Source organism: Enterococcus sp. AZ149 (assembly GCF_051714285.1).
GTDB classification, from domain to species: Bacteria; Bacillota; Bacilli; order Lactobacillales; family Enterococcaceae; genus Enterococcus_D; species Enterococcus_D entomosocium.
The window spans coordinates 1206544-1222001 of the sequence record NZ_JBIORO010000001.1 but is presented as its reverse complement, the minus strand read 5'-3'; the positions used below and the strand labels follow the sequence as shown (position 1 = coordinate 1222001).

At 32.9% G+C, this 15458-nt stretch carries 9 protein-coding genes; all 9 read right to left on the bottom strand.

Features of this window, described 5'->3' with window-relative positions:
* Positions 1-3: 3 nt before the first annotated feature.
* A complete protein-coding gene (locus tag IGI94_RS05780; RefSeq protein WP_008379604.1) occupies positions 4-1071 on the bottom strand; it encodes a sensor histidine kinase in 1068 nt (355 codons plus the stop codon).
* On the bottom strand, positions 1068-1799 hold the full coding sequence (gene liaF, locus IGI94_RS05775) for a cell wall-active antibiotics response protein LiaF (RefSeq protein WP_010749367.1): 732 nt from the start codon (positions 1797-1799) through the stop codon (positions 1068-1070). Before liaF ends, IGI94_RS05780 begins: the two co-directional genes overlap by 4 nt.
* Positions 1800-1951: 152 nt before the next feature.
* A complete protein-coding gene (greA, locus tag IGI94_RS05770; protein ID WP_005229556.1) occupies positions 1952-2431 on the bottom strand; it encodes a transcription elongation factor GreA in 480 nt (159 codons plus the stop codon).
* Between the two features lie 115 nt (positions 2432-2546).
* The gene (gene mltG, locus IGI94_RS05765; protein ID WP_016613200.1) at positions 2547-3890 is read right to left on the bottom strand and encodes an endolytic transglycosylase MltG; all 1344 of its coding nucleotides are present in this window, start codon (positions 3888-3890) and stop codon (positions 2547-2549) included.
* 110 nt (positions 3891-4000) lie between these two features.
* Positions 4001-5536 (bottom strand): prepilin-type cleavage/methylation protein, encoded by a 1536-nt coding sequence (locus IGI94_RS05760; protein ID WP_438899531.1) that lies wholly within the window; start codon positions 5534-5536, stop codon positions 4001-4003.
* A gap of 43 nt (positions 5537-5579) precedes the next feature.
* Positions 5580-6536 (bottom strand): NAD-dependent epimerase/dehydratase family protein, encoded by a 957-nt coding sequence (locus tag IGI94_RS05755; RefSeq protein ID WP_016610763.1) that lies wholly within the window; start codon positions 6534-6536, stop codon positions 5580-5582.
* 3 nt (positions 6537-6539) lie between these two features.
* Positions 6540-9986 (bottom strand): CDP-glycerol glycerophosphotransferase family protein, encoded by a 3447-nt coding sequence (locus tag IGI94_RS05750; protein WP_438899530.1) that lies wholly within the window; start codon positions 9984-9986, stop codon positions 6540-6542.
* Positions 9987-10055: 69 nt separating this feature from the next.
* Positions 10056-12038 carry a CDP-glycerol glycerophosphotransferase family protein gene (locus tag IGI94_RS05745; protein ID WP_142424440.1) on the bottom strand — a complete coding sequence of 661 codons (1983 nt, stop codon included), beginning with the start codon at positions 12036-12038 and terminating at the stop codon, positions 10056-10058.
* A 101-nt stretch (positions 12039-12139) separates the two neighbouring features.
* On the bottom strand, positions 12140-15457 hold the full coding sequence (locus IGI94_RS05740; protein ID WP_438899529.1) for a CDP-glycerol glycerophosphotransferase family protein: 3318 nt from the start codon (positions 15455-15457) through the stop codon (positions 12140-12142).
* Between the last annotated feature and the right edge of the window lies 1 nt (position 15458).

Below are 15458 nucleotides of genomic sequence, written 5' to 3'. Positions count from 1 at the left end.
ACGTTATGCCTCCTTCAACAGTGGAACTTTGATTTCAATACTGGTTCCTTGATTTTTAAAACTAATAATTTTCAACGTTCCGCCAACAGCACTTACCCGTTCTCGGATATTCATCAAGCCATAGCTGCCGGCCTTTTGATCTTGGGGATCAAAGCCAACTCCGTCATCGATCACCCGCAATAACACGTTATTATCGATGCGATGCAAGTAAACTTCTAACTCATCAGCTTTCGCGTGACGCAGTGTATTAGACAAGAGTTCTTGGATCACACGAAAGAGTTGATCTTCAATCGAACTAGGCATCGTAAAGTCTTCAATATCCCAAGTCAATAGAATTTTGATTTTGGTCTCTAATTCTTTTAACAATTGCTCGATTCCTTGCTTTAGACTCTTCCCTTCCAGAGTTACAGGTCGTAGATGAAGCAAGAGCGCCCGCATTTCAGATTGCGAAGCATTGATAATGTCTGTGACCATAGCTAACTGTTTCTTTTGGCTTTCTGGAGCATCTGTTCGAATCGCTTGCTCATTCAGTGCAGACATCATCATCATGGCGGCAAACAGCTGTTGAGAAACAGAGTCGTGCAGTTCACGAGCCAGACGCTGCCTTTCTGCTTCTAAAATCTCTTCTTTCGTCTGACCATCAACAAACTGCGGTTTCGCATTCAATTGCTGTAATTCCATCGACATCTGTTTCATCTTCGATTGGATACTGGCAATATCACGATCCACATTCGCAATCAAATGGTTTTCAGACGCATGTGGGATCTTTGTTTCCAATAAAGGGCTATCGATATAGCCGCTGGCTAACAGTCTTAGCTTTTCTTCCACCGGACCGTATTGACGGTTGCGAAAAAAAGAAATCAGTAAAAAGACAGCTAAAGCAATCAATGCAGATATTACAAGTAAGTGAAAGACGATTGGGATAAAAAAGAGTTTGATTTGAAAGACTTCTATCAGCCAATTATTTTTCCCACTGGCATACAAATAGGAAAACAGCATCAATATCATGGTGAAAAAACTTGCTAATCCTGCGTAAAAAGCGATCATGCCTCTTGAAAATTTCCCAATCATACCCGAATCACCTCAACATCACCAACAAGGGTATTCGTTAAGATTTTCAAACGCCGACTATTTTCGCCATAATCCGGGCTGTAAATCGTCACTTTTTCATTTTTTAAGCTCGTTTCTTCACCTTCAAAGATAACAGAGCCAATAAAAGTACTGTGCTCTAATTTGATCGCTATGCCAGCAGGCACTAAAATACGAGTTCTACCAAAGCCTTTTCGTACGATCACGACGTTTTCTTTCTTAGGCAATAAAGTGTTGCCTAGATCGATGAAAGTGTCTCCCGTCAAGATATCTAAATTGATATCGTCCCATTCATAGACTTGACTGCCGATCCGTTCATTGCCTAACCATTGCTGCTTTTGTTTCAGCGGATGATCAGCTTTGGGTTCTTCAGTTTCAACGATAATCATTTGTTTTTTGCGCCAGAATGAATTTTTAGTTAAGTCGATTCCGGTAATCTCGACGCCTTTTAAACCAATAAATAAAATCGCAAAAATCAGCATCAGCCACAGTGCTGGACTATTTAACAAACTGATCAAAATAGCAATGGAACTTGAGACCATCAAGAAATTTTTAAAATTGCTCTTGCGCTCACTTCGGTTCACAAGGACCAAGCACGTCACACCAAGTATTAATAAAAATAATAATGGCGGATTAGATAAAATTTGCCATACCGCAAAAAGCAGTAAGAGCGCTTCAACAATAAAGAAAAAACGCCAAGGACTTTTCATTCAAGCTCCTCCTCCTAGTAATTCTACTTTATCATACCTGAAAAAAATGGTTTGTCCATCCGTCGCTGGTCCGAAAAAAGACCCTGTTTGATCAATTTCCCTAAAGGAGAATGAACAACAGGGTCACCTAAATCTACCTAGTGATCAAGCGACTAGCTTTTCTTTACTTCTGTGATTCTTACTTGCATATCTCCGCCTGGCGTTGAGATCGTCACTTCATCATTGACTTTTTTCCCAATCAAGGCACGAGCGATTGGTGAATCATTGGAAATTTTACCAGAAAACGGATCTGCTTCAGCACTACCAACGATCATGTACTCTTCTTCGTCACCATCAGGCAACTCAACAAAAATCACAGTTTTTCCGATGGAAACTTCATCAGAGTCTACACCCTCATTATCAATGATCTCTGCAAAACGAATCATATTTTCTAAAGTAGTGATTCGGCCTTCGACAAACGCTTGTTCATCTTTTGCAGACTCATACTCGGAGTTTTCGGATAAATCGCCAAAACTGCGGGCTACCTTGATACGTTCAATGATTTCCCCGCGTTTTACCGTTTTCAATTCTTCTAATTCTTGTTCTAGCTTTTCTTTTCCTTCAAGTGTCATTGGGTAAACTTTTTCTACCATAGTTCTTTTCTCCTTTTAGTAACTTCTAATAAATCGCAAAAGGTAATCTTTTGCGATGAGTCCACAAAAGATTACCATGCTTTTTTTTAAATGTAAACTATAAACCTATGAAAATTTAATTTGAGGTATTGTTTACATATTGTTCCACTAATTGCATATGCTGTTCATAGGTTTCCGCAAAGTAAACTTCTTGGGTTTGAATGTCAGCAACGAAATAATAGTAGTTATTCGGTGTTGGATCTAAGACCGCTTGGATCGCTGCTTCGCTTGGATTGTTGAATGGTCCAGGTCCGTAGCCAGTTTGCACATAGAGATTATAAGGAGAGTCAACTTGAGTGTCCTCATAAGTGACTAGCTCTTTGTGCTCACCTAACGCATATAGAATCGAAATATCCGATTGTAGCGGCATATCAATCGCTAAACGATTGAAGAATACCTGTGCGATATTTTTACGATCTTCTAGCTTACTACCCTCTTTTTCAACAAGTGAAGCCAATGTAAGGACTTCTTGGACCGTCATTTCTTTTTGAGCAATTTGATCGAAATATTTGGACAAGACTGAATTTGATTTATCCACCATTTGGGTAACGACTTCTTCTAGGGTATTCCCTGTATAGTAGTCATACGTCGCTGGGAACAAGTATCCTTCTAGTCGGTAACGCACGCCTTGCGCATCGCCGGCACTTGCTAAAAGCTCAGGATAGGTTTCTTTCATTTTTTCAAAGAACTCATCGCTTTCCATCAAAGCTAAGAAATCGTCTTTCGAGATATTTGTTGCTTCCGCTAGAGCATCACCGATTTGGTCCACATCAAATCCTTCTGGAATCGTCACTTTTGCATCAGAGGTGACCGAACCTTCGCCATTTTGCAGCATCTTTGAGATTTGATCCAAAGTCATACTAGGAGAAAAATGATAATTTCCTGCTTGAAATCCAGTTAAATTATTGAATTTCGTATAATAGTTAAAGATCATACCACTTTTAATGATATTGTCTTCTTCCAATATTTCTCCAATTGCTTTGTTGGACGATCCACTAGGAATCTCAACTGCCACCGTTTCTGTATCTTCTGGATTCAACGGCTGCAATCCTGATGTTACATAACGATACATTGAAAATCCTAAAACACCACCGATGACGAGCAGAGCAAGGACTACGATCAAAACGATCCGATTGACAATCCGATCTTCTTTTTTGCGTTGCTGCTTGCGCAATTGCGTTTCCCCACCTTCAGCTATGGGCACTTCTTCCGCTGCTGCCCTACGACTTGTAGCAGCTTGCTTTGCTTGTTTATTTTTGGTCTTTCCACTTGCAGTTCGCGAACCCACCTCTTCTTGAGGTTGTTGAATAGGACGCTCGTTCAAACCTTGGTCTTCATGGGTTTGATCTGATTGAGGTTGCTTTAAAGCTCCTAATACTTCGTCTTTAAAGGATCTATCCTCTGGATGTTGTTTACTCAAAACAACTCCTCCTAACTTTCGTAATACTGGCTTGTACCATTATACACGAAAGTTAGGAGGAGTGGAATAGAATTAGTTTCTTTCTTAATAGATTTAAAAAACAGCTTTTCTTAAAGATTCAATTCAAAAAGATAGTAGTTTTTATCAAATTTTCCAATTTGAATATAGTTCGATTGTATCTTATCAATAACAACTTTATTTAATCTAGTATTGTTGGGATTATCAGACAAATAAGAATTCTTTGATATAACTATAAATTTAGGAGGATTATTTTCCATTGAATGTATAAACTGATCTTTCAAATCAGGGAATTCTTCATAGTTTAAAGACGGTAATACAAAAAATTGGGAATTCGAGAATCTATTTGCATGCAAATAGATATTCGCATCAATTGCATGAACATAGATCACATCGTTTTCACTCGAATTTTTATTAATATAATCAGCGATGTCCAATTGCTCTTGCTGAAAAATAGGCATGTCTTTCCTGACAACATTATTGATTCTTTCTGCCACAGTGGGTACAAAAGCCGGCACCATAAAAATGACAACTGTACATATTGCTAAAAAATTATTTTTCTTACTCAATTTCGTTGAATAAAAACTAACAACAATAAATTGTGCTGCCAATAAAAAAGGAATCCCTGTAGTTGCATAATGACGATAATTACGTCCAGAAAGTATTATTGTAAAAAAGTTTAATATCAATGATATTAAGATACTAAGAATGATCGTACGCTGACTTTTAGTCAAATATTTTGACCTAATAAAATACACAGCAAGCATAAAAGCTGATATAAGTGGCATTCCATAAACTGAGAATAATTCAAAGAAAAATCTAAAAGAGGAGATTCTTTCAGAAAATGTAACAGATGAATACTCCAAATTCAATGTAAAAGTTTGATATATCATTTCACTAAAAGAGTTTGTTATTATTGAATAGCTAAATGCAATTGCAACAACAAAAATTCCGCCCAGAAAAATCAACAAGGCTTTCTTTGCTAAAACTTTATAATTTTTAGTCATAATTTCTCGGATAGCAATCCCAATACAAAATACTGCCCATAATGAAATCATGTTCATTCTCATAAAGAAAACTAATCCACCCATTAACCCAAGAAAAAAGTAAGTATGATTCTTTAAAGAATCCGCCATAATCTCCTTTATGAAATAAAATAATGAAATAGCGATAAAAGTTAATGCATACTCTTCAGATAAATTACCACCTTCATAAAGCTCAGCAAATAGCCCTGTGGAAATCAATAAGATCAAACTACTAACTGTATAACTCTTAGTTAACAGTATACCGATTTTGTAAAGATAAATTATCGCTACAACTAAAAAAACAGCCTGTATAACAAAAATACCTATAAATATATTTCCAAATCCGACTATACTTGCCAGATATTGAATAAAAAATAAGACGACACCTTTATGATCAAAAATATCTTTGTAAGGAACCATCCCCTCAGACATCCCTTTACCAAAATACAAAAACATTGAAGAATCATGCGCATCTAGCCTATTTGAAAAAGGATTAGAATTAAATGTCAGCAATATACTTACTATAACAATAGTTAATATTATTAGCGAAAAACCTTTTTCTATGTTCGACCCTTTGGTTTTATTGATGCGAGAAACAATCATTAATTCGCTCCATTTCTATTTTATTAATTTATATTTATCCATTCTAATCCCCGAAATTCAGTTCAGTAGATAGATATGTGGATATGCCTCTATTCAAATCATATTTAGGGGAATAGCCGATTTTTTTTAATTCAGATATCTCTGCATATGAGTCTTGAATATCTCCTTTTCTTACATTTTCATATTTAATGATTGGCTCTATACCTGTCTCTGATTTAAAAATATCCAGTACATCATTAATTGAACTTGGAATACCAGTACCAACATTATAAACATTACCTTGTGCCTCTTCTTTTTCTGACACAATTTTTAATGCTTGAACGACATCGTCAACATAGACGAAGTCTCTTGTCTGACTTCCATCACCATAAAGGGTAAACACATTTTTTTCATGGTTTTTCAGTTTCTTGAAATGGTTCGTTATTATAGAAAGTACACCTGAATAGGGCGATGATGGGTTTTGATTAGGTCCATATACATTGAAAAATCGTACAGCACTAGTAGGTAGATCATAAAGTGAATTATAGAGCAAACCATATTGTTCTGAAGAATACTTATCAATAGCATATGGTGATAATGGCTTTATCATTGATTTTTCAGTTTTAGGCAAAGAAGGTTCATCACCATATACAGCGGCAGAAGAAGCAAAGACAAATCGCTTTAGGTTCTTCTGAGTTTGTCTTGTGAGTTCTAATAAATTTAGTGTAGCCTCTAGGTTAACTTGATGTGTTGCTATTGGTCTTTCGATTGAATCCGCAACACTAGCGATTGCTGCTAAATGAAAAATATAATCAAATTGATTCTCAGAAAAGATCTCATTTAAAAAAACAAGATCCCTAATATCTTTCTCAAAAAGAATAATTTTCGAACTGGTATTGAGATTCTCTTTCTTTCCCATTGATAAATCATCCACGACAAAAACATTATTGTCGCCTTTTTCTAATTCATTTACCAAGGTTGAACCGATAAAACCGGCTCCTCCTGTAATAAGATAGTTCATTTTTTATGCCTCCTCGATCTGCTTATAAAACATTTGAACAGCTTTATTGTTATATTCTTCCACATCAAATTCAGCTGGTCGGATTTTATCATTGTATGCTTTAAAAAGCATATTCTGTATGCCCTCGATATTATTACTTTTCGCTAAAATGCCTAATTTACCCTCTTGGAGCACGAATTGCGTAGCTGGTATATTTGTCGCTCCCACTGGAACCCCCAGTGCCATTGCTTCTAATAATACCATAGGCTGGCCTTCATATTCAGAAGTTAAAACAAAAAATTGACCAAGAGATAGCAAATGGAACGGATTTTTTTCATGCCCCATTAAAAAGACTTTATCAGCTAGATTAGAGTCATTAATTTGATTGATCAATTCTTGTTTTAAAGGTCCATCTCCTAGAATATAAAGCCTGGCGTTTTCAACTGACCTATTAAAGTGAGAAAAAGCTTCAATTAAATCGGATTGCCTTTTTTCTGGAGACAGTCTTCCCATTGTGATAATATTATAATTTTGCTTATCAGGGTATAGTACATAATTCCCCAACAAATCATATTTTCCGAAGTTTTCTATCACTTCGATTTGTGTTTCTTCTACGAATTTATTTTCACTTGTTCTATAATATGTTCCAAATGTTGTAATATACTTTTGAACCAAAACAGCTTCTGGCTTTTCTATAGCAATAGTCTTCTGTCTTTCTATATTTTCAAAAACATAATCGGAAAGAATTTTTACTCGCATTGATATCTTCTGTTTTGACACAACCCGAAAATCATCAATCTTACGAACTTCTTTTTCATTTATCCACCCAATTAAACTTTTGTCATCCCATATTCGATAATACCAACCGTGTGCATTTTGGATTTTTAAAGTGTATCTCAAAATTTTCCCATCAGCTAAATATATATCATTATATTCAGATTCGCCATTTAATGCTTTACTCCAAGGATCCTTATCGGGAAGGCTAATTACTTCTATATATCCTTCTTCATAAACTGTTTCCAAGGTTCTTTCAGACAATTCAGCCAGTCGTTTTCTATTGGTTAAATGATTTTTTAATTTCCTAAGTAATAAACTATTATTTATATTACTTAAGACGGATTTCTCAACCCAACCTATATCTACAGAATCTATCTGGATATGAGCATAAATCTGATCATTACTTAAATATGCCTCTTTGTTAACTTTAGCAATCAAGTAACGATACTCCCAAATCTTACCAACAACTTTTGCTTCTTTAAATGTGGGAAGTTCTTTCCATAAAATTCTTTTCTTATTTCTCTTAATATAGCAAAAATAGTTTACATTCTCCAAACTGACAATTTGTGGTAATTGTACAATAACATCTTCTGAAGATGTCCACCCAATGAAAATATCGTTCATTAACGTTTTATATCTTATATCATTTTCATTAATGACTTGGGCAACAGATCTTAGAGCATCATCAGATTGAATTTTCTTTCTTTCTCCATGTTTATCATAAGGATTTTTAAATACTTCTATAGAATCACTTAAATTAACTAAGTCTGCATTACCTTCATTAATTTTTGTCTTTTCTTCTAAAATTGTATTGGTTGAAAATAATTTTTCAATATCTAGCGTATTCAAAGCATATGCAAACTTATTATCATCTACAAATTCTCCTAGCTTTTCTTGGTTTACTTTCTTCATCACAGGTGAAACAGTAATTAGTTTATCAAATTTTTTGTATTGATAAAACAATCTTAGTAGATTCATTTCATGAATCCGAACGCCATTAACTGTGCGACTTTTATCCTCCATCATATCACTGTGTAAATAACATATTTTTTTCGCAGAATCAGATGCCAAAATATACTTTGACCAAAAGAAACTGTATCCACTAAAGTCTATAGCTACATCAAAACTAAGATTTGAGAATACTCGATTTACCTCTCTTCTTAATCCATTCCATGGGAGTGATTCAGAATTTTTTTTCGAGGGATTTATATTATACTTTTCTACAAGTTTCTGTTCCTTGGAATTAAGCATCGCATACCCGGGCTTAAATAAAAATCTAACTTCTTTGGGAATAGAATGAATATTAAAAATACTATCCGAAGCTTTAGGGTACCCAGAAAAACAAGTAACATCATATTTTGAATAATCAATATTTTTAAGCAAATTAATTAGGCTAGAGGTTATTCCGTTATTTCTCATTCCTCCAACATAAAACAGTAACTTCTTTTTGCTATTTTTTACAACTATAGTTGTTCCAGAGTCCAACTTCTCTTTATCAAAAATATAAGATACAATTCGACTAGTAACTTTCCCATCTTCATATTTTAAAAATTCTGATTTAAGCGATTCATAATTAGTGTTGTATTCTTTTTTAACTTTATCAATATTTTTTATATATTCACTAACTTCAAAAATTGTCGTAGCTACAGGTCCAGGTAATTTATCTTCAGAGATGTAAAGCCCTCGATCTTCTTCATAAAGCTCTTTATCCCAGCAATAAAATAGAATAGGTTTTCCAGTCACCATAAAATCAAAAAAGATACTAGAATAATCTGTCACTAATAAATCAACGGCTGCCATTAATTCATTTGCATCATATGAATCAGGAATAAGAATATCACGTAACTCCTCCATTTCTTTCGCGACACTGTAAATAAATGGATGGACTTTAACTAATAAATTATAGTCAGGAGCGATTCGTTTTTGTAAAAACTTAGCCTCGCTTGTCATTTGCTTCAGTTCAGACGTGGGATTATTTACATCTTTGCCCTTCCATGTGGGACAGTATAGAATAGTTTTTTTGTCAAAACTTACATTTAATGACAAATCTTTTAATTTTTTTAATTCTTTATCAAATGTAGTTTTTTTCGTTAAGTCAATTCGCGGATAGCCTGCTTCTATAATCTCTCCTTGATACAAACCATTCAATTTGAAGCTGTTTACATACATATTAGTTGTATGGCTATTTGGACTAATTAAATAATTTGCAAAAAGAAAGTTTCTGACTACGTTTTGAGCACCGGCAGGATGCGAATCTTTTATATCAAAACCCATTTTTTTCAATGGCGTGCCGTGCCAAGTATTGATCACTACTTGATCTTTTCTAGGTACAAAGAAAGATTGAAAAGTAGCGTTCGTAATTAAATATTTACTTTTATAAAGATATTTTACATACTCTTCCGTGTTTCTCTCAACAAAGAGAACATTTGGATTTTCTTTATAAAGTTCAAAAATTTCGTTCCATTCTTCCACAGAGGAATCGAAACTCCAAACATGGGTGTATGACTGGTATTTAATCTCATTCACCATAAATTCAAAAATTGCTTTCGGAGAATCAACCATATTTTTCCCATCTCGTGATTCATAAAATATTATGTTTGGGTCCTGCAAACAGGTGTCATAATACAACGCTGACCATGTAGCCAACTTAAAAGATAGATTACTTTTTTTTCGCACTTTAGATAATATATTCACACTAAACACCTTTCTTCACTAAAAAGAATAGATTTACACTAAATAGAAAATTCCTTAAATATGGCTATCTTATTCATTCATAGATTGTAAATTTCGAAAAATTCTTTGGCATGCTTTTCTATCTCGAAACTGATAAATGTCATTTTTTACTAACAGTTTGTACTCTTTATCCATTTTATAAAGATCGTTTTTCCGATAAAGTTCCTCTAAAAGAAGATTTTCATCATGGAATATTTTACCGGGTAAAAATTCTAAATTGCCAGATTCTAGGTCTCTTTGTTCACTAAGTTGATTGTCAAACTGGTAATATAAAACAGGTCTATATAAAATAGAAAAATCAAGTCCTACGCTTGAGTAGTCAGTAATTAAAATTCCATGTTTCTTTAGCAAATTCTGAACTGTTTGTTCACCTGATTCAATAATATGAACAAAACTAGACTTAAACAAGTGATTATACTTTTGAAAATTATTATGCAAAAAGAAATTAACAGTTAAATTTCTATTCTTGGTCTCCCTTTCAAATGTTTGATTATTAATTAATGAATGAAAAGACTTAAAAAATAAAGTTTTTTTAAACTCATCATCTGTTAAATTTTCTTGGCCTTTTCTCCATGAAGGCATAATCAGAATATCATTCTTATACAAAAACGATTTAAACTGAGTAAAAGGTTCTAACAATGAATCGAACCTTGGAAGACCAGCTAAGATAATCTCTTCTTCAGAGTAACACAATTCATCTCTTACAATATTAAATTCTCTTTTTGATGAGACAACAAATTTGTTGATCAATTCAGGATTCGAGTTTTTCCCATACATATATTCCAAATTTCGGACACCTATAATACCATGTTGGAGAAAGATATTCTTAAAGCTTTTTATTTTACCTTCGATAATTTTCGTTAAAACTGGCGCAGCATAGTTTGGTGTATGGGTATGGGCTAAATAACTAGTTTCGAACATTTTTTCTATATGTTCTTTACTTTTATAAAATAAAACATTCGTCATATAATCTTCTAGCTCTGCTAAATCCTTTGAGCTTTTAGAAACAATGTAGTAGGGAATAAAATCTTTCTGCTTATCCATCATATACTTAAAGAAGATCAAGCCGCTTTCTTGAGCTCTATGAGGGTATTCCATGATTAAAATAATCTTCTTCTTTTTCTTCATCTGAACTTTCTTCTGATTTTTTTCAAGTTCTCTTAAGTATTCAGCTTCTGGATTATTCAACAGCCCAATTCTAGCTGAGACTTTATTTTTAGCATTCTTAAAGAATCTTGTCATGAGTCTACATTCTTCTGAGTAATTAAACCAAAACTCTTTTTCTGTTTCAAAAGAAAAATCAATCTGAGTTATATAAGCAGTCAGAGGAAGAAAATCTGATTGTATAGTAAAACCAAAATCAATAATATCATAACAATAATGGTCATATTGAATTGGTCCTGTAACTTTTTTCACAGATTCTACAATATCATACGCTACAGAAAAATAATTGTTAAAAGTATTGTCTGTATTCTTAGTACTAGAAATAAATGTTGTTTCTGACGTACAAGTATTCTTTCTTTGTCGATGTGATGTTATTAAATTCATTTTATTAATGGGGATAAATCTTGTAACAATACAAAAACAAAAGTTCATTATCTTATTTTCTGCTATTTCTATATTGCTTATTTGATTGCTTTTAACATAACTTTTAGCAGATGGATGTTGATTCCATATAAATCTTAATTTATTATCTAATGTGAGATAGACATAGATTTCGGTGTTAAAAGCACGCATTATTGGAGAATTCATAAAGGAGAACTCAAAAGAATCTGTAGAAAATTGTTTCATATCTTTGCCGTAATAAATATACACTCTGTCCTCTTGTTTTTTATTCATTAATTCCGCAATATCGATAGCTAATATTTTCCAAGTGATTGTGTTAATTCTAATAAAATTCTTCCTTTTGTTTCCCTTTACAATGACTACTTCGTCTAAATCGATTGTTTTTGAAATAAGGTAACAAGCGTCCATGTCTGTTCTAATTTCAATTTTATCACTAATTTTAATCACCTCCAGAATTTAAAATATTATAATTAACAATTCCTTATATTCACTCTTATCTATGCTATAAGTTGCCATCTTATTAAAAACTCACCAAACAAGACATTTTCTTATCTATCTACTTCCAAACTAAAACTTTTCATTGCCTTATTATTGTACTCGAGATAGTTAAAACATTTTATATGATTTTTTTCTTCAATACTTCTCAAAATTGCTTGTGCTATATCTTCAGAAGAAAATCCTTCAATATATTCCGAAGCATAATCTTTGAGGACCGATAGATTTGCCGGAATATTAGTGGCTAAAACAGGAAGTTTTAAAGTTAATGCTTCAAGTAAGACCATTGGTTGTCCTTCGTAAATTGAGGGGAAAACAAAAAGATCGCACTGTTTCATAATTGTAAATGGATTTTCTTGATGTCCCAAAAGAAAAACATTTTTTTCTAAGTCTAAGCTCAAGATCAACTGACGCATTTCGTTCTTTAAAGGTCCATCTCCTAAAATAAATAGGCGAATATTTGGCTGTTTACCTAGTACAGTCTTAACTGCTTTAATTAAACTGATCTGATTTTTTTCAGGTGATAATCTTCCCATATTGACTAAATTAAAATAATTATCTAATGTTTGTGGTAATTCAGTTTCTGTTCGTTGGTTGATATCAGTATATTCATTCCGATAACTTTTATTAAAATTATATTCATTACTTTGTATATCAGAAATTCCTATTAAATCATCCTCTTCAACCCAAAGAGACTGATTGTTAAAATCATTAGTGCAGTAGTAAATCTTATCAGCAATTCTTGCTTGCTTAGAAAAACTTATAACCCTACCCTTTTGGTTTTCCAAAACTAAATGTTCACCTTCAGAATCTATTTCAGGAGTAAGAGATGCTACAATAGGATTCTTAGCAACTGTTCCAATTACAAACTCCATTGCAAATGAATCATAAAGATTTATATTTTTTGATTTATTTTTTCTCAGAAAATAATTTTTTAAAAAATTAAGACCTTTAGTGTCATGAAAATTAGAAAGACTACTTTGATTCACCCAGCCAACTTCGCCAGAATTATTCTCAATAAAGCAAAATCCTTGATCATTGAATATGATTCGCTTACTTATATAAACATAGGTTTTGTCAAGCATCTTTAGTGGTGAGCGAAATTCAGTTAAATTGTTTAATGACTTAAAAATCATTGCATCATTGTCACAATTGACGGTAGCAATTGATGAACATTTATCTACAACAGTATCTAATTCAGTCATGTGATTAATTGGATCAACATCTTTACCGTCCATCCATCCTGTATATAGTCCATTCAACGTAATCTTTACATATTCCTTAACATTAACTCTCGTTGAAGCAATTACGAAGATAGTGTCTTTTTCAGAAATCAATATATTGAAAAAGGAATTGTCTTTTAATGAAACTAAGTTTTTTGCTACTTTATAAAAACCCTCTTTTTTGATTCTTGCATTATATCGAAATTCCACTACTTCATTACTTACTATATTATGATCTTTAGAAACAAAATCATCATTTAGGATTTTTCTAGTATCGATAGTATTTATAGTGAAACCAAGTTGATCATCTTCAATAAATCTTCTTAAGTTTCGTCTATTAACTTCCATAGTCTCTTTCGATACGCTTAAGATGCGGTCATAAAGATAATATATTGAAAAAACAGCTGGTAAATTTTTCTTGTGTGGGGCTTTTCCATTAATTATTTTTTTTGAATCACTTAATAAATCATTGTGTTGGAAAATAATTTTCTTATCGCTGTTCATAAACGCTATAGTTTTTGCCCAGAAAAAACTATAGCCACTAAAATCAATCGCAGTATCAAAATGAACATTCCCAACTATTCTAGTTGCTTCCCTCTTGTACGCTTTTTTCGGAAGGACAAAACGCCATACTTTTTTCGAAGTGAACGCCTGAATAAATAAGTCTCTCAATATTTCACTTCTCGTATAAAGGGTCCTTCCAGGACGAAAAATCATTCGAACATTTTCATTGATTTTATTTAAATTACTGATTTCTTCGTCGGAAACTGGTTTGTTGAGGATAATGGAAATATCATACTTATTGAAGTCTAGATTATTGGTAAGATTGATAAAACTAGTTGAGATACCATTATTTTTCATTCCGCCAGGATAAATAATAAGCTTATTTAAATCGTTTCTTAGAATAACTTCTTCAATTCTTTTCGTTCTTTTATTATTAAATATTCTTTCGATGTATCTTTTAGTAACTTTACCATCTTGATATCTGGAAAATTTCTCTTTCATCAATTGGTAACATTCCCGATGTTGCTCAGTAGAATACGCTTTTGTTTCTATTAACCGAATAAGATCATCTATTGTTTCAGCAGCTGGTCCTGGTAAATCACTTTCTTTTAAATACATTCCTCTATCCACTTCATATAAGTCTCGATCCCAAACATAAAAAATAATTGGTTTATCAGTTACTAAAAAGTCGAAAAATATACTAGAGTAATCTGTTATTAATAAGTCAACAATAGACAAAACTTCATTAGGATCTAGGTAGTCAGGAATAAGTATTGAGCGAATCTCTTCATCTCTACTTAATTCACGATAAATATATGGATGTACTTTAACCAATACATTGTACTGATCTTTAAAATGTTCTTTCAAAAAAATGGTTTCTTTAACGATCTGCTCTTTATCATTCGAGGGATTTAAGATGGATGATCCTTTCCAAGTCGGTGTATATAAAATTGTAGGTAAACGATCATTATAAGTTAAGTTTAGCTTCTTTAACTCTTTCTTTATACTTTCTCGATTGATAGTATTCGTCCTATCGATCCTTGGATATCCGCCTTCTAAAATCGTTCCAGGAAATAAGCCATCTAAACGATAACTTTTTGAGAAAATCTCTGTTGTATGTGAGTTAGGTGACAAGATGTAATCAGCCATTAAAAAATTTCGTACAACATTTTGAGAATGGGCTGGATTACCAGGAATGTCAAATCCCATATATTTCAAAGGCGTTCCGTGCCAAGTATTTATGTATGTTTGACCTTCTCTCTTTAAGAAAAATGACTGGAAAGTAGCATTGTTAATTAGATACTCTGCTGTTGCCAGCCAAAGCAAATATCTTTTTGAGTTTCTTTCTACAAATTCAACATTGTCGAATTCTGCCTTAATACGTTTTACTGTGGGATAATTTAAGTCGTTGATAACCCAGATATGATGAAAATGAGCATATTCGGGGTCTTTTACTAAATGCATAAACATTGCGTAGGGAGAATCTACGATTGATTGCCCATCTCGAACTTCATAAAGGATCGTGTTCTTTTGTATTTTCTTTTTACTCGCTTTTATATAGTATGAGGCAATTTTGCCATTTTCTGAAACAAAACTAGTCACTACTTTACTTAATATCGTTTTCACATTACTTAAAGCACTCATG